Annotated in this window: 19 protein-coding genes; 18 read left to right on the plus strand and 1 reads right to left on the minus strand. The window is 60.1% G+C overall.

Annotated elements, in window-relative coordinates; translation table 11 throughout:
- The 15 genes from rfaC (at position 1) to ND528_RS18630 (ending at position 15,697) form a co-directional block, all read left to right on the plus strand.
- Entirely contained in the window at positions 1-1,062 is a 1,062-nt protein-coding gene (rfaC, locus tag ND528_RS18560; RefSeq protein ID WP_130912165.1) for a lipopolysaccharide heptosyltransferase RfaC, read from the plus strand.
- On the plus strand, positions 1,062-2,183 hold the full coding sequence (locus ND528_RS18565; RefSeq protein WP_212615143.1) for a glycosyltransferase family 4 protein: 1,122 nt from the start codon (positions 1,062-1,064) through the stop codon (positions 2,181-2,183). Before rfaC ends, ND528_RS18565 begins: the two co-directional genes overlap by 1 nt.
- Positions 2,183-2,989 carry a lipopolysaccharide core heptose(I) kinase RfaP gene (gene rfaP, locus ND528_RS18570; RefSeq protein ID WP_137215166.1) on the plus strand — a complete coding sequence of 269 codons (807 nt, stop codon included), beginning with the start codon at positions 2,183-2,185 and terminating at the stop codon, positions 2,987-2,989. Before ND528_RS18565 ends, rfaP begins: the two co-directional genes overlap by 1 nt.
- On the plus strand, positions 2,989-3,723 hold the full coding sequence (locus ND528_RS18575; protein ID WP_041477623.1) for a lipopolysaccharide kinase InaA family protein: 735 nt from the start codon (positions 2,989-2,991) through the stop codon (positions 3,721-3,723). Before rfaP ends, ND528_RS18575 begins: the two co-directional genes overlap by 1 nt.
- Positions 3,720-4,472, plus strand: a complete 753-nt coding sequence (locus tag ND528_RS18580) for a lipopolysaccharide kinase InaA family protein (protein ID WP_137215168.1) — start codon at positions 3,720-3,722, stop codon at positions 4,470-4,472. The genes ND528_RS18575 and ND528_RS18580 overlap by 4 nt, the downstream gene beginning before the upstream one ends.
- A complete protein-coding gene (locus ND528_RS18585; protein ID WP_263470882.1) occupies positions 4,472-5,923 on the plus strand; it encodes a lipopolysaccharide kinase InaA family protein in 1,452 nt (483 codons plus the stop codon). Before ND528_RS18580 ends, ND528_RS18585 begins: the two co-directional genes overlap by 1 nt.
- A gap of 180 nt (positions 5,924-6,103) precedes the next feature.
- Complete coding sequence (locus ND528_RS18590) at positions 6,104-6,433, plus strand: YceK/YidQ family lipoprotein (RefSeq protein ID WP_178083736.1); 330 nt, start codon at positions 6,104-6,106, stop codon at positions 6,431-6,433.
- 4 nt (positions 6,434-6,437) lie between these two features.
- Entirely contained in the window at positions 6,438-7,292 is an 855-nt protein-coding gene (locus ND528_RS18595) for a DUF3800 domain-containing protein (protein WP_263470883.1), read from the plus strand.
- A gap of 225 nt (positions 7,293-7,517) precedes the next feature.
- A complete protein-coding gene (locus tag ND528_RS18600; RefSeq protein ID WP_056787479.1) occupies positions 7,518-9,275 on the plus strand; it encodes a carbamoyltransferase family protein in 1,758 nt (585 codons plus the stop codon).
- Positions 9,259-10,389 carry a glycosyltransferase gene (locus ND528_RS18605; protein ID WP_263470884.1) on the plus strand — a complete coding sequence of 377 codons (1,131 nt, stop codon included), beginning with the start codon at positions 9,259-9,261 and terminating at the stop codon, positions 10,387-10,389. Before ND528_RS18600 ends, ND528_RS18605 begins: the two co-directional genes overlap by 17 nt.
- Positions 10,389-11,285, plus strand: a complete 897-nt coding sequence (locus ND528_RS18610) for an antimicrobial resistance protein Mig-14 (RefSeq protein ID WP_263470885.1) — start codon at positions 10,389-10,391, stop codon at positions 11,283-11,285. Before ND528_RS18605 ends, ND528_RS18610 begins: the two co-directional genes overlap by 1 nt.
- 8 nt (positions 11,286-11,293) lie before the next feature.
- A complete protein-coding gene (locus ND528_RS18615) occupies positions 11,294-12,694 on the plus strand; it encodes a PIG-L family deacetylase (RefSeq protein ID WP_130912200.1) in 1,401 nt (466 codons plus the stop codon).
- 81 nt (positions 12,695-12,775) lie between these two features.
- A complete protein-coding gene (locus ND528_RS18620) occupies positions 12,776-13,732 on the plus strand; it encodes a glycosyltransferase (protein WP_130912193.1) in 957 nt (318 codons plus the stop codon).
- Positions 13,733-13,786: 54 nt separating this feature from the next.
- Positions 13,787-14,548 carry a glycosyltransferase family 2 protein gene (locus ND528_RS18625; protein WP_130912194.1) on the plus strand — a complete coding sequence of 254 codons (762 nt, stop codon included), beginning with the start codon at positions 13,787-13,789 and terminating at the stop codon, positions 14,546-14,548.
- 54 nt (positions 14,549-14,602) lie between these two features.
- Complete coding sequence (locus tag ND528_RS18630; RefSeq protein WP_130912195.1) at positions 14,603-15,697, plus strand: glycosyltransferase; 1,095 nt, start codon at positions 14,603-14,605, stop codon at positions 15,695-15,697.
- Here the strand turns inward: ND528_RS18630 and ND528_RS18635 are convergent.
- Positions 15,692-16,297 carry a BUD32 family EKC/KEOPS complex subunit gene (locus ND528_RS18635; protein ID WP_130912201.1) on the minus strand — a complete coding sequence of 202 codons (606 nt, stop codon included), beginning with the start codon at positions 16,295-16,297 and terminating at the stop codon, positions 15,692-15,694. The two genes, ND528_RS18630 and ND528_RS18635, sit on opposite strands and share 6 nt — an antisense overlap.
- A gap of 111 nt (positions 16,298-16,408) precedes the next feature.
- Here ND528_RS18635 and ND528_RS18640 point away from each other — a divergent pair, with 111 nt between their 5' ends.
- From ND528_RS18640 to hldE, 3 genes are all read left to right on the plus strand, one after another.
- A complete protein-coding gene (locus ND528_RS18640) occupies positions 16,409-17,581 on the plus strand; it encodes an O-antigen ligase family protein (RefSeq protein WP_137215175.1) in 1,173 nt (390 codons plus the stop codon).
- Positions 17,582-17,596: 15 nt separating this feature from the next.
- On the plus strand, positions 17,597-19,402 hold the full coding sequence (gene msbA, locus ND528_RS18645; protein ID WP_016771984.1) for a lipid A export permease/ATP-binding protein MsbA: 1,806 nt from the start codon (positions 17,597-17,599) through the stop codon (positions 19,400-19,402).
- 99 nt (positions 19,403-19,501) lie between these two features.
- Positions 19,502-20,923 carry a bifunctional D-glycero-beta-D-manno-heptose-7-phosphate kinase/D-glycero-beta-D-manno-heptose 1-phosphate adenylyltransferase HldE gene (hldE, locus tag ND528_RS18650; RefSeq protein ID WP_263470886.1) on the plus strand — a complete coding sequence of 474 codons (1,422 nt, stop codon included), beginning with the start codon at positions 19,502-19,504 and terminating at the stop codon, positions 20,921-20,923.
- The last annotated feature ends 58 nt before the right edge of the window (positions 20,924-20,981 follow it).

Consider the following 20,981-nt stretch of genomic DNA (forward strand, 5'->3'; position numbering starts at 1 on the left):
TTGCGGGTATTGCTGATCAAGACTTCATCGCTGGGCGACGTGATTCACGCGTTGCCAGCGCTGACCGACGCCGCACGGGCGATCCCGGGCATCAAGTTCGACTGGGTGGTGGAAGAGGGTTTCGCCGAGATTCCGAGCTGGCACCCGGCGGTCGATAAAGTGATTCCGGTGGCGATCCGCCGCTGGCGCAAGAATCTGTGGCAAACCATCACCAGCGGCGAGTGGAAACGCTTCAAGCAAAGCGTGCGCGCCAATAAATACGATCTGGTGATCGACGCGCAAGGCCTGCTGAAAAGTGCCTGGCTGACCCGCTACGTCAAAGCCCCGGTGGCCGGCCTCGATAAAACCTCCGCGCGCGAGCCGATGGCTGCGCGCTTCTACGATCGTAAACTCGCTGTCGCCCGAGGCCAGCACGCCGTCGAGCGCGTACGCCAGTTATTCGCCATCGCTCTGGGTTACGACTTGCCCAAAGGCCTCGGCGATTACGGCCTCAACGTCGAGCGCCTGGTCGAGTTGCCACGCAAGAACGCCTATGTTGTGTTCCTCCACGGCACCACTTGGGACACCAAGCACTGGCCGGAAATCTACTGGCGCGAGCTGACCGAGCGGGTCGGCTACCTCGGCGTTGGCGTGAAGCTGCCGTGGGGCAACCCGCAGGAAAAGGCCCGCGCCGAGCGCATCGCTGCCGGCTTCAAACACGCCGAAGTGCTGCCGAAGCTCAATCTGGCCGGCGTCGGCAAAGTCCTCGCCGGCGCGCAAGCCTGCGTGGCGGTAGACACCGGTCTCGGCCATCTGGCCGCTGCGCTGGATGTACCGACGATTTCGTTGTTCGGCCCGACCAACCCGGGCCTCACTGGCGCTTACGGCAAGCTGCAGATTCATCTGGCCAGCGACTTCCCGTGCGCGCCCTGCATGCAGAAAAAATGTACCTATCAACCGACCGAGCAGGATGCCCGTCAGTTTGACCTGAAACGCGAGCAGCCTTTGTGCTTCACGCGTGTGAACCCCGAGCGTGTCGCCAGCCGACTGAGCACGTTGTTAATGGCTGAGGAGCTGCGCTGATGCAATTGGCATTCGTCCTGTACAAATATTTCCCGTTCGGCGGCTTGCAGCGCGATTTCATGCGCATCGCCCTCGAATGCCAGAAGCGCGGCCATCAGATTCGCGTCTACACGTTGATCTGGGAAGGCGACGTGCCCCCGGGTTTCGAGGTGCTGGTGGCGCCGGTCAAGGCGTTCTTCAATCACCGCCGCAACGAAAAACTCAGCGCGTGGATGGCAGCGGATCTGGCCAAGCGTCCGGTCGATCGCTTGATCGGCTTCAACAAAATGCCGGGCCTTGACGTCTATTACGCCGCCGATGGCTGCTTCGAAGACAAGGCGCAGAACCTGCGCAACTCGCTGTATCGCCGCTGGGGTCGCTATCGCCACTTCGCCGAGTACGAGCGCGCGGTGTTCGCCAAGGACGCGAAGACCGAAGTGCTGATGATTTCCGAAGTGCAGCAACCGCTGTTCATCAAGCATTACGACACGCCGCTCGAGCGCTTTCACCTGCTGCCACCGGGCATTGCCCAGGATCGTCGGCGGCCGGCGAATGCCGATGAGATTCGCGCCGGTTTTCGCGCCGAATTCGATCTCAAGGACGACGAGCTGCTGCTGGTGCAGATCGGTTCCGGCTTCAAGACCAAGGGCGTCGATCGCAGCCTCAAGGCACTGGCCGCACTGCCCGCCGAATTGCGCAAACGCACCCGCCTGTTTGTAATCGGCCAGGATGACCCCAAATTGTTCCAGATGCAGAGTGCGACGCTGGGCCTGGGCGACAATGTGACCTTCCTCAAAGGACGCAGCGATATCCCGCGTTTCCTGCTCGGCGCTGACCTGTTGATTCACCCGGCCTACAACGAAAACACCGGCACCGTGCTGCTTGAAGCGCTGGTGGCCGGGTTGCCGGTGCTGGTCAGTGCGGTCTGCGGTTACGCCCATTACATTGCCGAGGCCGATGCCGGGCGCGTGCTGGACGAGCCGTTCGAGCAGGCGCAACTGACCCGATACCTGACCGAGATGTTGAGCGATGACGCTGCACGCGCGGCCTGGAGCCGCAACGGTCTGGCCTTCGCCGAGACGGCCGACCTCTACAGCATGCCGCAGCACGCGGCGGATGTGATTCTGGCGGAGCACGCTTAATGAAGTTGATGCTGGCTGAACCGTTCAAAAGCCTTTGGGCCGGACGCGACCCGTTCGCCGCAGTCGAGGGCTTGCAGGGCGAGGTATACCGCGAGCTGGAAGCGCGCCGGACATTGCGCACGGAAGTCGACGGCCATGGCTTTTTCGTCAAGATTCACCGTGGCATCGGTTGGGGCGAAATCTTCAAGAACCTGCTGACCGCCAAGCTGCCCGTGCTCGGCGCCGGGCAAGAGTGGAAGGCCATCCAGCGTCTGCAGGAAGTCGGCGTGCCGACCATGACCGCCGTCGCCTACGGCGAGAAGGGCAGCAACCCGGCGGATCAGCATTCGTTCATCGTCACCGAAGAACTGGCGCCGACCATCAGCCTTGAAGACTTCAGCATCGATTGGGTCAAACAGCCGCCGGAGCCAACACTCAAGCGCGCATTGATTGCCGAAGTCGCGCGGATGACCGGGATGATGCATCGCGCCGGGGTCAATCACCGCGACTGCTACATCTGCCATTTTCTGCTGCACACCGACAAACCGGTCACGCCGCAGGATTTCAAACTCTCGGTGATCGATCTGCACCGTGCCCAGACCCGCGCGAAAATCACTCAGCGCTGGCGCAACAAGGATCTGGCGGCGCTGTACTTCTCCGCGTTGGACATCGGCCTGACCCGCCGCGACAAGCTGCGTTTCCTCAAGGGCTACTTCCAGCAACCGCTGCGGCAGATTCTGGCAGAAGAGGCGTCGTTGCTGAGCTGGCTGCAAGGCAAGGCCGACAAGCTCTACGCGCGTAAACAGCGTTACGGGGATGCGCTCTGATGGCGGGCTGGACACTTGAACCGCAGTACGGCGAACTCGCGGAAGATTTCGGCAGCCTCGAAGCGGTGTTTGCGTTGCAGGGCGAGCGCCTGACCCGCGACCCGCTGTCGGAGGTCGTTCGCGTGCAGCGCGACGGCGTCAATTACTACGTCAAACGCTACGTTGGCGCCGGTAAGGGCCTGCGCCGTTACCTCGGCAAGCCGCGGGTAAAAATGGAATGGCAGAACCTCAAGCGCTTCGCCAAATGGGGCATCCCCACTGCCGAGGTGGTGGCCTGGGGGCTGGAGCGGCGCGGTGCGGCCTATGACCGTGGCGCGATGATCACCCGTGAACTGCCCAATACCGAAGACCTCTCGGCGCTGGCCGAGCGCAAGGATCCCAGGCTCAAGGATCGCGCCTGGGTCGACGGTGTCAGCCAGCAACTGGCCGGCTACACCCGGACCATGCACGACCATCGGTTTACGCATAACGATTTGAAATGGCGCAACCTGTTGATCGACGATCAGGCGCGCATCTTCCTCATCGACTGCCCCAACGGCGAATTCTGGCGCGGCTTCTGGCTCAAGTACCGGATCACCAAGGACCTCGCCTGTCTCGACAAGCTGGCTAAATATCACCTGTCCAACACCCAGCGCCTGCGCTTCTACAAGCAGTATCGCCAGTGTGATCGGCTCGATGTCGCCGACAAGAAACGGATTCGCCACGTGGTGAGATTTTTTGAGGGGCGCGAATGACTGATTTTCTTGCCGAACAGGACCGCGCACTGCTGGAGCGCCACGGTCTCGGCAATTTCGACGCACTGTGGGCCAAACAGCTTGAAGCTGTGGATGAGCCCAACACTGCCGGTGGCGGCTGGAGCAGCGTGTTCCGCCTGGATCTTGAAGGCCAGGGCTATTACCTCAAGCGACAGAGCAATTACCTGACGCGGACCTTGCAGGCGCCGTTTGGCGAACCGAGCTTTGCGCGCGAATTTCGCAACATCAGCCGTTACCGCAAGTTGGGCATTCCGGCGTTGCAGGCGGCGTTTTTCGGTGAGCGCAAGGTCGCCGGGGAAGTGCGCGCCATTCTGCTCACCCGCGCACTCGATGGCTGGAGCGACCTGGATTCGTTGCTGGCGCGCTGGGCACAGCTCAGTGCCGCGCAACATTCGGCCATCCTCAGGGCTTGCGGTCTGCTGGCGCGGCGGCTGCACAGCGCGCGTCAGGTGCATGGCTGTTTCTATCCCAAGCATATTTTCCTGCGCGCCACCGGCGACGGCTATGAGGCGCAACTGATCGATCTGGAGAAAACCCGCCCGCTGCTGTTCGGCATGCGTGATCGGGTCAAGGATCTGGAACCGTTGCAACGTCGCGCGCCGCAGTGGAGCGAGGCCGACTTGCGCCAATTGCTCGCGGCTTATCTCGATCAGCCGACTGACAGCTCGCTGCTCGACAGCTGGCTGAGCCGACTGACCGCGCGGCGCAGTCACAAGGAGACTCGTTGATGCAATTGTCCGAGCTGGCCCGCTCCGGGCGCGCACCTTCACTGCCACTGACCGTAACCCTGGCGGACGCCGCCGGTGCGGCGGATCTGCAATTGCTCAGTCTGCTGCGGGTGTTGCCCGGGCAGCGTTACGTTGGCGCAGGTGTCTGGCGCGGTCGACCGGTGCTCGCAAAGTTATTGGTCGGCAGCAAGGCCGCCCGGCATTTCCAGCGGGAGCTGGACGGTGTGCGCCTGCTCGCTGCGCAAAACCTGACCACGCCGCTGCTGTTGGCCGACGGACTGAAGGACGGCGAGGGTGGCTGGCTGCTGTTCGAATTTCTCGAGGGCGCCGAAAGTCTCGGTGAAGCCTGGGCCAAGGTCGAGTCTCTGCCGGCGCTGGCCGATGAGCAGACCGCCGTTCTGGCCGAAGCGCTGGATGCTATCGGTCGGCTGCACGGCAAAGGGCTCTGGCAGGAAGACTTGCATCTGGACAATCTGCTGCGCCACGGCGGTCAGTTGTACCTGATCGACGGCGCCGGCGTTCGTGCGGAAACGGCGGGGCAGCCCTTGTCCCGGCAGAAAGTGCTGGAAAACCTCGGCGTGTTTTTCGCCCAGCTACCGAAATCACTCGAGCCGTTCACCGAAGAGCTGCTGGTGTATTACCTGCTGAGCAACAGCGAACATGCGTTGCCGCTGGAGGCGTTGCAAAAACAGATCGACAAGGTGCGCAACTGGCGACTCAGGGATTATCTGAACAAGGTCGGCCGAGACTGCACATTGTTTGCGGTGCAGCGCGGCGCATTTGCCCTGCGCGCGGTTCGCCGTGAAGAAGAAGCGGCCATGCTGCCGGTGCTTGAGCAGGCTGACGCCTTGCTTGATCAGGGGCACCTGTACAAGACCGGCGGCGCGGCCAGCGTTGGCAAAGTCGAGATAGCCGGGCGGGCTCTGGTTATCAAGCGCTACAACATCAAGAATTTCGCCCATTGGCTCAAACGCTTCTGGCGCCCGAGCCGGGCCTGGCATTCCTGGCGTGAAGGCAATCGCCTGGCGTTCCTGGGCATCGCCACGCCGAAACCGCTGGCGGTACTGGAAAAACGCTTTTTGTGGCTGCGCCGCAGTGCCTATCTGGTCACCGAATTCCTGCCCGGGCCGGACATCATCGAGCGCTTTGCGCCGTACGTGGAAAACGGCCAGGCACCGGAAGCCGAGTTGCTGGCGCTTGATCAACTGTTTGCCCGATTGATCGCCGAACGCATCAGTCATGGCGATTTCAAGGGGCATAACCTGTTCTGGCAGGCGGATAGCTGGGCGCTGATCGACCTCGACTCGATGTGTCAGCACTCATCGGTCGGCAGTTTTGCCTCGGCCTACGCCCGCGATCGCGCGCGGTTCATGCGCAACTGGCCTGAAAGTAGCGCGTTGTACCAAGTCATTGATCAGCGGTTGCCGAAGGAAGTCTCCAGCGCAGGGTGAGTTCTTCTCACGAGCAGGCTCGTTCTTGCAATGGGCCTGGTCCACTGCGAAACGGAGTCTGTGGGCAGTAACGGACAAAATACAGCGATCTGTCCTACAACTTCTCCAGAAGCCATGAACTGTGCCCTGCTCGGGCTCGATGCTAATTTGCCTGACGATCTCGGAGGGCAAATCTTGGACATGAAGAAATTTCTGACGCTGGGCGTAATATCTGCAGTTCTCTCAGGCTGTGGCAGTGTCTCGACCGTTTTACAGGGCGACGCCGATGCTGCCCGTGACCTGCGCAAAAAGAAGACCTACTGCCAATCGATTCCGCGCATCTACAGTGGTCTGGCCTTCGATTTTTGCACTCTGAATGCGCCGCCTGATCCTACGGGAATGCTGGCGCCCTTTGTGTTGCTTGATCTTCCTCTGTCCGCCGTGTTCGATACCGTTTCCTTGCCCTATACGATCTACCGGCAAATCGAGGATGGCAATCTCAGTATCTATTGGCGTCCCAATCGCGGGTGACGTTGTGCAGTTTTCTCGTTTTGAAAATCGGGGCGAAGTGCGCGAGGTTCTTGAAGGCGTAGAGCCTCAGCACGCCGACGCGAGATACAGTGACTTCGTCATTTATGTTGATGAAAGCGGTGATCACGGAATGCAGCGGTTGGACCCTTACTATCCAATTTTCGTACTCGCCTTTTGTGTGTTTCATAAGCGCCACTATTGCGAAAAGGTCATCCCAGCCGTTCAGATGTTCAAGTTCAATCACATGGGACATGATCTGATCGGGCTGCATGAGCTTGAGATTAGAAAAGAAAAAGGCGCTTTCTCTAGTTTGTTTACCTCAAAGGCGCATAAGCATGCTTTTCTTGCCGAATTGACCAGCATCATTGAGGCCAGCAATTTTGTTTTGATCAGCTGTGTTATCGATAAGGCTCCACTCTGCGAGAAGCAGGGTTCTCTAGAGAATCCGTATCATCTGGCGCTCGGCTTCTGTCTTGAAACTTTGTACGATTTTTTATCTGAGAAGGGTCAGCACCGCGCATCAACACATGTGATTTTTGAGCGCCGAGGAAAGCGGGAAGATAACGAGTTGGAGCTGGAATTTCGCAGAATGTGCAGTGGTGCCAATCGAATGGGCGTGCAACTGCCGTTCGAAATAGTCTTCGCCACAAAGCAGGTCAATTCCACCGGCTTACAGCTGGCTGATCTTGTTGCGAGACCCATTGGTATGAGTGTTTTGAGGGCGGGTCAGGAAAATCGCGCTTTCGAAGTGCTCAAACGCAAGTTTTATTGCAGCGGTGGGCGCATAAACGCTGGAGAAGGTTTCGAAAATTGGGGCTTGAAGATTTTCCCGCCTCCAAAAAGCGAAAAGCCCCGGTGATCTCACCGAGGCATTAGCGCCGACCGGGATCCCCCAGTCCATTTGAGTTGGAGTCTATTGCGACGTCCAAAGCCTGTCAACGTGGCGACTGCCTGTTCCTGCTAGAGGCTTGCGGGCGCTTTTACGCTATAATCCCGCCCTTTAGCTGCCACTCGCCCTGTGCGAGGGCACATCAATTTTCAAGGCGCATCGCGCCTGCATGCAGACTAAAGAGGCTAGACCCCTGTGGCATTGACGATTCTTGGCCTGTCCGGCGCCCTTAGCCATGATCCTTCCGCAGCGTTGTACATCGACGGCAAGCTGGTCGCGGCGGCTGAGGAAGAGCGCTTCGTACGCGATAAACATGCAAAGAACCGCATGCCCTACGAATCGGCGAAATTCTGCCTCGAGCAAGCCGGCATCAAGCCGTCCGACGTTGACGTGGTAGCGATTCCATTCGCTCCGATCAGCCTGTTCGGCAAGGCCCGCTGGCACTACGCCAAGCGCTACTGGTACGCCCCGGATCGTGCTCTCGATGCGATCCTGATGGGCAACCGTCGCTACAAGCGCTATCGCAACAAGATCGTCTGGTGCCTCGAGCAACTGGGCTTCGATCCGAAGAAAATCAAGATCGAGCCGGTCGAGCATCACCTGGCTCACGCCTCCAGCGCTTATCACTGCTCCGGTTTCAAAGAGAAAACCGCGATCCTCGGCATCGACGGTAAAGGCGAATACGCCACGACGTTCTTCGGTTATGGCGAAAACGGCAAGATCCACAAGATCAAGGAATTCTTCGATCCGGACTCCCTCGGCGGTCTGTACGGTGCGATCACCGAGTTCCTCGGTTTCGAGATGCTCGACGGCGAGTTCAAGGTCATGGGCATGGCGCCGTACGGCGATGCCAGCAAATACGATTTCTCCCGTCTGGCCTCGTTCGAAAATGGCGAGCTGGTGATCAATACCGACTACGCCAACGTCATCGGCCTGCGTCGTTATAAAGAAAAGGGCAAAGGCTTCTACTTCTCGCCGAAGCTGATCGAGTGGCTGGGTCCGAAGCGCGAAGGCGACATCGCCGACGAGCCTTACATCCACTACGCCGCGAGCATGCAAGCGCTGTTCGAGAAGCTGGCGTTGCAGATGATCGACTACTACTTGGGTGACGTGCTCAAGGAAACCGGCAAACTGGCTTTCGCTGGTGGCTGTGCCTTGAACGTCAAGCTCAACCAGAAAATCATCGCGCGCGACGACATCAAAGAGCTGTTCGTACAGCCTGCGTCCGGCGATGCCGGCACCGCGGTCGGCGCTGCTGCTTACGTGTCGCACGCCCGTGGCGTACCGGTCGAGAAGATGGAACACGTCTACCTTGGCCCGTCGTACAGCAACGAGGACGTGATTGCCGCCTGCGCCCGCCACGAGAACAAGCCGACCTGGCGCAAGCTCGACAACATGCCGGAGCAGATCGCCCAGATCATGGTCGATGGCAACCCGGTCGCCTGGTTCCAAGGCCGTATGGAATTCGGTCCGCGCGCGTTGGGTGGTCGTTCGATCATCGGTTGCCCGAGCGTGGCCGGTGTCGCCGACCGCATCAACCATCAGATCAAGTTCCGCGAGCGCTGGAGGCCTTTCTGCCCGTCGATGCTCGACACCGTCGCGCCGCAGATGATCAAGATCGATCACCCGGCGCCGTTCATGACCTTCACCTTCGAAGTCGCCGAAGAATGGAAAACCCGCGTGCCGGAAGTCGTCCATGAAGACGGTACTTCCCGGGCCCAAGTGCTCAAGCGTGAGTACAATCCGCGCTACTACGACATGATGAAGGCGCTGGAAAACCTCACCGGTAACGGCGTGTCGCTGAACACTTCGCTCAACCGCCGTGGCGAGCCGATGATCTGCTCGCCGACCGACGCGCTGAACATGTTTTTCGGCTCGGATCTGCAGTACCTGATCATGGAAGACATCCTGGTGGTGAAAGAGGGCGCGAACGCTTATGACTCGCTCGGCTGAACGCCATGTGCTGCAGTTCTGTCACGGCTATGACGGGCCGTTCCTGGACTGCGCACGGCAGTACGCCAGCCTGTTTGCCGGCACCGGCTATCGGGTGACCACGGTGTTTCTGACCGGGGCGGCCGATAGCGAGGTGGCCGCAGCGTGTGCTTCCGATGAAGTGTTGTTCATGGAGTACAGCTCCAAGGCCATCCGTGGCCTGAAACTGGGGGCTATCGGCGATTTGCGCAAGATCGTCGCCTCACGCAATTTCAGTCTTTGCATCGCCCATCGCTTCAAACCGATCTACATCGCCTTGCTCGGCACCTCGCTGCCGGTCATTGGCGTGCACCACGCATTCGGCGATTACCAGCGCGGCACGCGCAAGTTGTTCGCGCATATTTTCCGCAAGCGCCTGAGCCTGCTCGGGGTGTCGGATGCGGTGCGTGACGACATGCGTCACTGCCTGCCGAAGTGGCCGACGAGCCGAATCCAGACGCTGTACAACCGCATCGATGTGCCTGCACTGCAAGCCCGTCAAGTACCGGCCGAAGAAGCGCGTCAGATCCTCGGGCTGTCGCCGGATGCCTGGATTGTCGGCAACGTCGGCCGCCTGCACCCGGACAAGGATCAGGCCACGTTGCTGCGCGGGTTTGCCCAAGCGCTGCCAGGCCTGCCGGCCAACAGTCAGTTGGTCATTCTCGGCAGCGGTCGCCTGGAACAGGATCTCAAGGAGCTGGCCCGTGAGCTGGGGATTGCCGACCGAGTGCTGTTTCTCGGTCAGGTGCCTGATGCGCGCAACTACTTTCGCGCCTTCGATGTGTTTGCCCTGAGCTCCGATCACGAACCGTTCGGCATGGTGTTGCTGGAGGCCATGGCCGCTGGCGTGCCGTTGCTGGCCACCGCCTGCGGCGGGGCGAAGGAGGTGGTGGAGGGTGTGGGCATTCTGTTTCCGCTGGGCGATGCCGAACATCTGGCTCAAGGGCTGCAACACTTGGCCGCGATGGATGAGCCGCAGCGTCGTCAATGTGCGCAGATGATGCTCGAGCGACTGCATGAGCGTTTCTCCGACTGTGCGGTGCGCGAGACCTTCTGGCGCCTGCCGCCAGTTACCGATCTGGCAACGAGGGGCTGATGCTCAACCGATTTCAAGGCTGGCGCGAACGTGGCTGGTCGCCCGTTGACGCCTCGACCTATGCCACTGCCTGGCAGCGTTATGGCGGCAGTGTCGCAACGCATCCGCTGGTCATCGAGCGCTTGGCGGACCTGGCCGGGATCCCGGTGCGTTATCTGGCCTGGCAGCAGCAAGGCGACATCAAAGCCTCCATCGCTACCTGGGGTCGCGATCTGGCGCTGTCCAAGGACGCGCTCAAGCGCCATGGCAAGAAAGGCCTGTTCGACCTCGGCAATGCCGAGCTGATCCTGCCGGGCGCCGTTGATGCCCAGGCACCGCTGCGTCATCGGGCGCGCTATCTGTCGGCACTCAACGAAGGCCGTTTCAGTGGCCTGAAGTTGCAGGCAGAACAGCTTGCCATGGCCCGCACCCCGGAAGAATTGTCGAAAAAGTTCCGCTACAACCAGCGTCGCGAATTGCGCCTGCTGGAAGAAGCGGGCGGTGTGGTGCGAGCGGTCAGCGAGTTCTCCAGCGTCGAGCTGGCCGCGATGTATTGCGATCTGTTCCAGCGCCGCTGGGGTTTTCCGGCCACCGGCGCGGCGCGCATGGCCGAGGTCATCGAGTTGCTGCGCGAGTTGCTGATCGGCTCGGTCATTTTCCTCAACGATGCGCCGATTGCGATTCAACTGGTCTACCGCGTCGAGGCGCCTGAGTGGATCAGTGTCGAATACGTAAACGGCGGTGTTGATCCCGAAACCCGCGAGTTCAGCCCTGGCAGCGTGCTCAGCTTTCTCAATACGCAAAGCGCTTGGGAGCAGGCGCGCGCACTCGGCAAGCCGCTGCGTTTTTCATTCGGTCGCGCTGATCGTGAATACAAGGACCGCTGGTGCAACCCTGTGCCGGTGTTCAGCGTATGAGTCAGACCATGAGCCGCAAACAGCAATTGCTCAAGCGCCATCGACGCAACAAGCGCGTGGCTGTGTTGGTCGCGCTGGCCGCCATCATCGCACTGAGCGTACTGGTTGCCTGGTGGCTGGCCCCGGTGTTGCTGATTGGCGGCTGGATCGCTCATGAGGCGTGGTTTGCCGATCATCTGTTCTATGCCCCGAGCGACGATTATCAGTACAGCTTCCCGCCCTATACCCCGCAACCGAAGGTTCATCTGCACGGCGAGCAGTTGCGTCTGGATGAAGGTGTGATGCTGGCCGACGACGCGACGCTGATCCTGGCGCTGCGGGTCAAAGGCACCTGGCTGGGACGCTTCTTCGATCCTCGGGTCGAGTTGTCGGGCGGCGCCAATCCTGACGTGCAAACCTTTGAGCGCGGTGTCCGTGGCCTGCGCTACCTCAACCTCAGCGGGCAGGCGCAAGCGTTGTCCGAAGGCGTGTTGCGCCTGCGCGGTCGTTTCTGTCGAGTGTCGGGCGAGCCGGTGCTGTGGGCGCTGGAGCACGCTGATTACCGTCGACAGCGGGTCATGGTCATTGCCCCTCACGCGGATGATGCGGAGCTGGCGGCGTTCGGTTTGTACAGTCAGGCCGAAGAGGCCTGGATCGTCACCCTGACCGCTGGCGAAATCGAGGCCGAACATTACCAACAGATGGGCATGAGCAAGGTCGACGCCGCGCGGCTCAAGGGACGTTTGCGCGCCTGGGACAGTCTCACTGTTCCGCAGTGGGCCGGTGTCGCCCAAGAGCGTTGCGTGCAGTTCGGGTATTTCTGCCTGCAACTGGCCGCGATGCGTGACAAGCCGGAGCAACCGGTGGGCTCGCGCGAAGCGGATTTGAGCGATACCCGCCTGTTCCGTCAATTCAATCCATTTGTGCTCCCGGGTGACGCCGACGGCGCGCCGACCTGGAACAATCTGCTGGCCGATCTGCGCGAAACCATGCTGCGCGCGCGTCCAGAGGTCATCGTGCTGCCGCACCCGGCGCTCGACCCGCATCCTGACCACATCTGCGCGCAGCAGGCTGTGCTTGAAGTGTTGAAAGGTCTGGACTGGCAGCCGACGCTGCTCGGTTATGCCAACCACCTGCACGATAACGACCGGTGGCCGATGGGTAACAGTGGTGATGGCGTGGCGCTGCCGCCGGCCTTTGATGCTGGCGTGCCGGTGCAGCCTGTATGCCTGGCGTTGTCGGTGGCGCAGCAGCGTGACAAGGCCATGGCCCTGGGGATGATGCATGACCTGCAGCCGCCCGCGCCGTTCAAGCGCCGCTTGCGCCGTGGCTTGCAGCGATTGCTGGCAGGGCGCTCCGGTTCGCCTTATGGCGAGAACGAATTTTTCCGCAAGGCGGTTCGGCGACATGAACTGTTCTGGCGTTTGTAACGACACAGGCGCCCGCGCAAGACCTTCTTGCGGGCGGGCATGTTCAGGTTTGCTCGGGTTGCTGTTGCGGCAAGGAAGACAATGAAAGTTCTATTTCTGGTGCAGAAAGATCAACGGGCCATACTCGATCGTTTGTACGAGGGTGTTGCAGCCCATTGCGATTGCGATTTGCGCTGGTTGAGTGGTGACGAGCAGCGCAATCTGCGTCGATATTTCCGCCGCGAAGTCGACGTTTCGCGCTATGACCGCATCGTGTTTTTCTTGCGCTTCAAGCAGGAGATCCGTCAAGTCGGGTTTATCCGCACCATCCCCAATCTGGTGATTTTGGAGCACGACGCCTATCAGAATTACATCCCCTGCAAATACACTGGCAAGTTCAGCGCGCACTACCGCCGCTTGCCGTGGGCACGCGTGATCAGTTCCGGTTTCGTGGTTGCCGAGCGCCTGCGCTCGGAGGGCTTCGACGCCGTGTTCGTGCCCAAGGGCTACGATCAGACGCAATTGCAAGACCTGGGGCGCGAGCGGGATATCGAACTTGCCTTCGTCGGCAGTACCAACAGTGTGGCCTACAGCGGTCGCAAGGCACTGCTGGATGAATTGGGTCAGGTCGAGCCGCTGCTGGTGACGCGGACCAAGTCCGGGGCTGAATATCTGGAAACGCTCAACCGTATCCGCTTTTTTGTCAGCGCGGACGTGGGCATGGGCGAGTTCATGATCAAGAACTTCGAAGCCATGGCTTGCGGCTGCGTCCTGCTGGCCTATGATCAAGGCGCCGCCGAAGGCGCGGCGCTGGGTTTGCAGGACATGCACAACGTGGTGTTCTATCAGACGATCACGCAGTTGCAGGAAAAACTGGCCAGGCTGCGCGAAGATCCGCAACTGGCGCAGCGCATCGCTGACAATGGTCGTGAGCTGGCGGTACGTCAGTTCAGTTTTGCGCGGATCGGTCAGCGCATCGTTGAAGAACTTGAGCCGCCGCTGCGTGATCGGGCGCCGCTGAGTCTGCTGGAAAAAATCCGCCTGAAACTGGGCATTTGACAAGTGTCATATAGCCAGTGATATTGCTGGCGACTTCTGATTAACGAGATTTCGGTGCAATTTTCCAAAGAAAGCCAGATTACATTGGTGGTTACCAGCTGCGGTCGACTCGATCTGCTCAAGACCACTCTCGACAGCTTCGACCGATACAACACGGCACCCATTCGTGAAGTGTTCATCACCGAAGATGCCGGCGACGAAGGCGTTGCCGGGATTCTGCCTGCGCACTGGAAAGAGCATTGCACGATCTTCGTCAATCGTCCGAAGCTGGGCCAGTTGGCATCGATCGACCTGGCCTACGGGCAGGTCACTACGCCTTATATCTTCCATTGCGAAGACGACTGGGAGTTCTACCGTCCGGGGTTCGTGGAAGACTCCATGACTATTCTGGAGGCCCGGCCGGAAATTCTGCAGATCTGGTTGCGCAGCTATAATCACGATCTGCGTGTTCACAGCCCTTATATCCATTTGGGCGCGCGCGAGATTGTCGATGGCGTCGCGTGTTATCCGCTGATTTCCGACAAGCCGGAGTGGCAGGGGTTCTCGCTGAACCCGGGGTTGCGCCGACTCGAGGACTATCGGTTGTGTGCACCTTTCGCCGGGCACGGTGGCGAAAAGGCCTTGTCACAGCGCTACTCGCAATTGAACAGGGACGCCTTGATCCTCGAGGCAGACGCGGTCATGCACACCGGTTTCGGCCTGCATGTGCAAACGGATGTCGAGCGTGAACGCAAAGCGCGCCGCAATCGCCGCGAACAGATCAAGTTCGCCCTGTTTCTATTGCTGGGAGTCTGCATTGGCTGGTTCATCAACTGAGTTCGAGTACGCCGCAGCTTGTCCCCGCAAATCCATGCAACGGCTTTCTGCCCGATGAATATCCTGAATATCATGTGGGCCGGTGGTGCTCCGTTCGCATCAATCCATAAAGTGCACCAGCAGATATTGTCTCAGGCCTCGCCTTCGGCGGAGGTCAAGACCTGGCTGCTCCAGGGGCAAGGAACCGAGTGCGGCGTGGACGTCGGCGAGGTGCGGGAGTGGCAATTATCGTCGGCCCGCCTCAAAGGCCGGCATTTCTGGCGCTTCGCCAGGCCATTGATGCGGGCGAGGTTTCGCCAGGCGCTAGTGGACAGTGACGCTCGATTGCTGCTGCTGGACGGCATGGGGGTGGCACGCACGTTATTGCCGGTCCTCAAGAGTCTGCCAGACATCCGCGTCGTGGTGATTTTCCATGGCTCGGCACGTCTGAATGCCGGCGATCAGGCACTTTTTCAGGCATTGCCGGCGTCCCGGCTGACATTGGTTGCTGTCTCCAGCACCCTTGCCGATTCGCTGGCTCATGATCTGCAGATGCCTGTCACTCCGTTGCGAAGTGCGTTCGATCCGGAGGCATTTCGCGCTGAGCTGTTCACCCGCGAGCAAGCCCGGGCACGGTTGGGATTGCCGCAAGGCGATACGCCGGTATTGGGCGCGGTGGGGCGGCTGGTCTCCGAAAAGGGTTTCGGCTATCTGCTTGATGCCTTTGCTGCAGCACTCGACACCCGCCCGGACTTGCGCCTGGTCATTATTGGTGAGGGCTCCAAACGTACGGCCCTGGAGCAGCGCATCGAAGCGCTTGGCTTGCATGGGAAGGTCTTGCTGACCGGGCATCTGAACGAAGCAGCGCAGCTTTATCGTGCATTCGACTGGGTTGCCATACCTTCGTTGGAAGAGGGCTTGGGGCTGGTCATGCAGGAGGCGGTGATGGCCGGCGTACCGGTGCTGTGCAGCGATCTGGAAGTGTTCAGCGAACAGCTGGGCAGCGCTGGCTGGTATGCCCCGGTCAATGACACGCAAGCATGGTCCGAGGCCATTGACCGAGCCTTCAGTGCCTCATCTCGGGCGATCAATGCCGAGCAATACCGGATGCTTGCGCCGGACGAGGCCTGGTCGAGCTTCAGCCAGGCTGCCCGCGCATTGTTTTCATGACGACAACACTGCGCGCTCCAGTGCTTGCATCGGAAAGCTGTCGTTCAGCTTCTCGCGCGCAATATAGCGGGCGAAATGTTGCAGGTTGCGTCTGATCAAGCGTTCGGGCAACGGTCCACGGGTAAAGCGCATGTCGGCGACATCGATCAGGCCCATGCGGTTGTCTGGCGTGACCACGATATTGCCGAGATGCAGGGAGCGGAAATAGATGCCCGAGCGGTGCAGGCTGCGTATCAAAGCGGCCAGATCCGGCAATGCCTGCTTCCAGTCGAACCCTTGTTCGCTGGCTATCTGCCGCAGCGTTTGCCCTGGCAGAGGCTGATACAGCACGGCGGTCATGCCGGGTTTCTCGAGGCGGAAGAACTGGAGAATCTGCAACGTCGGTACGCCGAGCTTTTGCAGTTCGACGGCATTGTCGATGAATCGCTTCGAATAGGGGCGAAACAAAGCGGATGAAAAAAACCGTTTGCGACGGAACAGTTTAAGAATTTTTCCATCCTGCAGCAGGTAGACTTTCGGCCCGTAGCTGTCCGCTTCCAGCACTTTGGCAGCGTCGATCATTTGGTCTAGAGCGGCTTGTGAAAGCCGGGAGCATCGCATCGTAGGAAGCCTTGTCGAAAGTGCGGGGTGTTGTAGCGGGCAATGATGCCGAAAAGTTTCGATTTTAACCATGCCGCGTCGCATGGGCGAACCCTTGTCAGGAGCAGATTGATGCAGGAAACACGCTGGGCGCAACTATGGATGGCGACAGGGCTCTTGTGGTTTCTACTGGCCATTGCCGTAGCGCCCACCAACAAGGTCTACCAACAAGGGCTCGTCGCTCTCGTCTGGTTGCCGGCGCTGTTGCTGTGTTGGCCGGCGCGCCATCGCGTCATGGCAGTGCTCCATGAGCAACGCTGGATCTACCTGCCAATGCTCGGTCTGCTGATCTGGTCGCTGATCAGTCTGGCATGGACAAACGCACCTGAGCCCGGCCGCGAAGCCAAGCGCCTGTTGTACATCGTGGTGTTTCTGCTGTTTTTTCCGGTGTTTGCCAATGGGCGTCCCGAGCGATTGATCCGCATCATGCAGTGGGGCGGGCTGGGGCTGGCAGTGACTGCGCTGGTGGCTATCGTCAAGTTCTACGGCATAGAAGGCAACGTCTGGTCCGCCCGGGTGGAAGGGCTGGGTGAGCTGGCGCATCCGATCCTCGGTGGCTATGTGATCGGTGTGGCGGCTGTGTGGCTGGCATTGTGGGCGCCGCGCGGTGTGATATGGCAAGTGATCTATGCGTTGGCGCTGGCGGTGCTGGGCACATTTGTGCTGATGAGTCAGAGTCGTGGTGCGGGATTGGCATTGTTTCTCACCATCCTGGCCATGCCGATGTGGTGCCGTGACCGCCACAGTCGCATCGTCGCGGCCGTAGCTCTGGTGGTGGCCATGCTGGCGCTGTGGTTTTTCGAACCATTGGTTCTGGCGCGCGGGGTCTCGTATCGTCCGCAGATTCTGATGGCCTCTCTGGATATGATCGCCAAACATCCCTGGGGTGGGTTGGGCCTGGGTGGGGACTATCGGGTTTTCTGGTCGGGCATGACTTTCGACCACGCCCACAATCTGTTTACCCACGTCGCAATCGTGCTGGGTCTGCCGGGACTGCTGTTATGGGCTGCCGTCTGGTTCGGCGTGATTCTCCAGGCTTGGAAAGTTCGCGAGACCCTTTATGCCCGTGGGGTTATCGGGATCTGGCTGTTCTCGACACTGGCGATGCAGTTCGACGCTGCCAGCCTGACCGGCACCCCTCGTGCCGAGTGGTTCATCAGCTGGCTGCCGTTGGGGCTTGCCAGCGTTTTGGTATGGGCGCGGGCCAATGGCGGCGCTTGTGATAAAATTTCGCGTTCTTCTTAACCAGTGAGTTCTACGATGACTGACGCACCGCCCAAAGCGGAACAGGAATCCAGCCTGAAAATCTACTTTCGGCTGTTGGGGTACGTAAAACCCTATATCGGTCTTTTCCTGCTGAGTATCGTGGGCTTCGTGATCTTTGCTTCCACGCAACCGATGCTGGCCGGGATTCTCAAGTATTTCGTCGATGGCCTGAGCAACCCTGAAGCGGTGCTCTTCCCCAATGTGCCCTATCTGCGAGACGTGCAGCTGTTGATGGCTGTGCCGTTGCTGATCATCCTGATCGCCGCGTGGCAAGGCCTCGGCTCGTTTCTCGGCAACTATTACCTGGCGAGGGTTTCGTTGGGGCTGGTGCATGACCTGCGTATCGAACTGTTCAACAAGCTGTTGGTACTGCCCAATCGCTATTTCGATACCCATAACTCGGGTCATCTGATCTCGCGCATCACCTTCAACGTGACCATGGTCACCGGTGCCGCCACAGATGCCATCAAAGTGGTGATCCGCGAAGGCCTGACCGTGGTTTTCCTGTTCGCCTATCTGCTGTGGATGAACTGGAAGCTGACCCTGGTGATGCTGGCCATTCTGCCCGTGATCGCGTTCATGGTCGGCAACACCAGCAAGAAATTCCGCAAGCAGAGCAAGAAGATTCAAGTGGCCATGGGCGATGTCACTCACGTCGCTTCCGAAACCATTCAAGGCTATCGGGTCGTGCGCAGTTTTGGTGGCGAGGCTTATGAGCAGCAGCGTTTTGCAGCGGCCAGCCAGAGCAACACCGACAAACAGTTGCGTATGACCAAGACCGGCGCGGTGTATACGCCGATGCTGCAGTTGGTGATCTACACCGCCATGGCGGTGTTGATGTTCCTGGTGCTGTTCCTGCGCGGTGATGCAACGGCCGGTGATCTGGTGGCCTACATCACGGCCGCGGGCCTGCTGCCGAAACCGATCCGGCAATTGTCCGAAGTCAGCTCGACCATCCAGAAAGGCGTGGCCGGTGCAGAAAGCATTTTCGAGCAACTCGACGTTGAACCGGAAATCGATACTGGCACGATCGAGCGTGATCGGGTCAGTGGCCATCTGGCGGTGAACAACCTCAGCTTCACTTACCCGGGCACTGAACGGGAAGTGCTGAAAAACATCAGCTTCACCGCATCTCCAGGTCAGATGATCGCCCTGGTCGGGCGTTCCGGCAGCGGCAAATCGACGCTGGCCAGTCTGATTCCGCGTTTCTATCACCACGAGACCGGCGAGATTCTGCTCGATGATGTCGAGATCGAAGATTATCGCCTGCGCAATCTGCGTCGCCATGTGGCGCAGGTCACTCAGCATGTAACGCTGTTCAACGACACCATCGCCAACAACATCGCTTACGGCGATCTGGCAGGCGCGCCTCGGGAAGATATCGAGAAGGCCGCGCGGGACGCATTCGCCATGGACTTCATCGCGCAGATGCCCCAGGGCCTCGATACCCAGGTCGGCGAAAACGGTGTGCTGTTGTCTGGTGGCCAGCGTCAGCGTCTGGCGATCGCCCGGGCGCTGTTGAAAAATGCCCCGCTGCTGATCCTCGACGAAGCGACGTCGGCCCTCGATACCGAATCAGAGCGGCACATTCAGGCGGCACTCGACCATGTCATGAAGGGCCGCACCACACTGGTGATTGCCCACCGTTTGTCGACCATCGAGAAGGCCGATCTGATTCTGGTGATGGATCAGGGCGAGATCGTCGAGCGCGGCACGCATGCCCAACTGCTTGCCCACAATGGCTACTATGCGCGTCTGCATGCGATGGGCCTGGATGCCCCGGCCGAAGACATTGCCTGATCTGCAGACCAGGGTGAGCCAGCCTCACCCTCGTGTATTCCCGGTGTGCGCGATCCTGTTAATATCGCGCCCCTGTTCATTTTGTATGTGGGTTGCTCCATGAAATTGTCGATGCCGCGATTCGATCAAGCCCCTGTCTTGGTGGTCGGCGATGTCATGCTCGACCGTTACTGGCATGGCGGAACCTCACGGATTTCCCCTGAGGCGCCGGTGCCGGTGGTCAAGGTCGAGCAGATCGAAGATCGCCCGGGCGGTGCCGCCAACGTGGCGCTGAACATTGCCGCGCTGGGTGCACCGGCATCACTGGTGGGCGTGACCGGCGATGACGAAGCCGCCGACAGCCTGAGCAACAGTCTCAAGGGCGCCGGCGTGCGCGCCTTGTTCCAGCGCATCGCCCATCAACCGACCATCGTCAAACTGCGGGTCATGAGCCGGCACCAGCAACTGCTGCGTATCGATTTTGAAGAAGTGTTTGCCACCGATGCGCTGGCATTGACCGCGCAGGTCGACGAGCTGCTGGAAGGCATCAAAGTGCTGGTGCTGTCGGATTACGGTAAAGGCGCGCTGAAGAATCATCAGACGCTGATCCAGGCCGCCCGTGCCAAGGGCATTCCGGTGCTGGCCGATCCGAAGGGCAAGGATTTTTCGATCTACCGCGGCGCCAGCCTGATCACGCCGAACCTCAGCGAGTTCGAAACCATCGTCGGTGGTTGCGCCGATGAGCACGAGCTGGTGAGCAAAGGCGCCGTGCTGATGCAGGAACTCGACCTCGGCGCACTGCTGGTGACCCGCGGCGAACACGGCATGACCTTGTTGCGCCCGGATCATCCGGCGTTGCACCTGCCGGCCCGCGCCCGCGAAGTGTTCGACGTGACCGGTGCCGGCGATACGGTGATTTCGACATTGGCGGCAGCCATTGCCGCTGGCGAAGAACTGCCGCACGCGGTGGCGCTGGCCAATCTGGCGGCCGGTATCGTCGTCGGCAAGCTCGGTACAGCAGCGATCAGCGCCCCGGAGCTGCGCCGCGCCATTCAGCGCGAAGAGGGTTCGGAGCGAGGTGTGCTGGGTCTTGAGCAACTGCTGCTGGCGGTTGACGATGCCCGTGCGCACAACGAGCGGATTGTCTTCACCAATGGCTGCTTCGACATCCTCCATGCCGGCCACGTGACCTATCTGGAGCAGGCCCGCGCTCAAGGCGATCGTCTGATCGTCGCGGTCAACGATGACGCCTCGGTCAGCCGCCTGAAAGGGCCGGGCCGGCCGATCAACAGCGTTGATCGACGCATGGCGGTACTTGCCGGTCTCGGCGCGGTGGACTGGGTGATCAGCTTCTCTGAAGGCACGCCGGAAAACCTGCTGCGCGAGGTCAAACCGGATGTGTTGGTCAAGGGCGGCGATTACGGCATCGATCAGGTAGTCGGCGCCGATATCGTTACCGCTTACGGCGGCACCGTGAAAGTTTTGGGGCTGGTGGAAAACAGCTCGACGACAGCGATCGTGGAAAAGATCCGCGGCCAATAAGATCAAAAGATCGCAGCCTGCGGCAGCTCCTACAGGGAAATACATTCCAATGCAGGAG

The sequence above is a fragment of the Pseudomonas mercuritolerans genome (genome assembly GCF_025706525.1).
Taxonomy (GTDB): domain Bacteria; phylum Pseudomonadota; class Gammaproteobacteria; order Pseudomonadales; family Pseudomonadaceae; genus Aquipseudomonas; species Aquipseudomonas mercuritolerans.

What these genes read in the sequence shown, in the direction of transcription:
- ND528_RS18575 (WP_041477623.1), top strand. Translation starts at nt 2,989, where the DNA reads ATGGCGGGCTGGACACTTGAACCGCAGTACGGCGAACTCGCGGAAGAT.
- ND528_RS18630 (WP_130912195.1), top strand. Translation starts at nt 14,603, where the DNA reads ATGAATATCCTGAATATCATGTGGGCCGGTGGTGCTCCGTTCGCATCA.
- ND528_RS18585 (WP_263470882.1), top strand. Translation starts at nt 4,472, where the DNA reads ATGCAATTGTCCGAGCTGGCCCGCTCCGGGCGCGCACCTTCACTGCCA.
- rfaP (WP_137215166.1), top strand. Translation starts at nt 2,183, where the DNA reads ATGAAGTTGATGCTGGCTGAACCGTTCAAAAGCCTTTGGGCCGGACGC.
- hldE (WP_263470886.1), top strand. Translation starts at nt 19,502, where the DNA reads ATGAAATTGTCGATGCCGCGATTCGATCAAGCCCCTGTCTTGGTGGTC.
- ND528_RS18565 (WP_212615143.1), top strand. Translation starts at nt 1,062, where the DNA reads ATGCAATTGGCATTCGTCCTGTACAAATATTTCCCGTTCGGCGGCTTG.
- ND528_RS18640 (WP_137215175.1), top strand. Translation starts at nt 16,409, where the DNA reads ATGCAGGAAACACGCTGGGCGCAACTATGGATGGCGACAGGGCTCTTG.
- ND528_RS18620 (WP_130912193.1), top strand. Translation starts at nt 12,776, where the DNA reads ATGAAAGTTCTATTTCTGGTGCAGAAAGATCAACGGGCCATACTCGAT.
- ND528_RS18590 (WP_178083736.1), top strand. Translation starts at nt 6,104, where the DNA reads ATGAAGAAATTTCTGACGCTGGGCGTAATATCTGCAGTTCTCTCAGGC.
- ND528_RS18635 (WP_130912201.1), bottom strand. Translation starts at nt 16,297, where the DNA reads ATGCGATGCTCCCGGCTTTCACAAGCCGCTCTAGACCAAATGATCGAC.
- msbA (WP_016771984.1), top strand. Translation starts at nt 17,597, where the DNA reads ATGACTGACGCACCGCCCAAAGCGGAACAGGAATCCAGCCTGAAAATC.
- ND528_RS18580 (WP_137215168.1), top strand. Translation starts at nt 3,720, where the DNA reads ATGACTGATTTTCTTGCCGAACAGGACCGCGCACTGCTGGAGCGCCAC.
- ND528_RS18610 (WP_263470885.1), top strand. Translation starts at nt 10,389, where the DNA reads ATGCTCAACCGATTTCAAGGCTGGCGCGAACGTGGCTGGTCGCCCGTT.
- ND528_RS18605 (WP_263470884.1), top strand. Translation starts at nt 9,259, where the DNA reads ATGACTCGCTCGGCTGAACGCCATGTGCTGCAGTTCTGTCACGGCTAT.
- ND528_RS18615 (WP_130912200.1), top strand. Translation starts at nt 11,294, where the DNA reads ATGAGCCGCAAACAGCAATTGCTCAAGCGCCATCGACGCAACAAGCGC.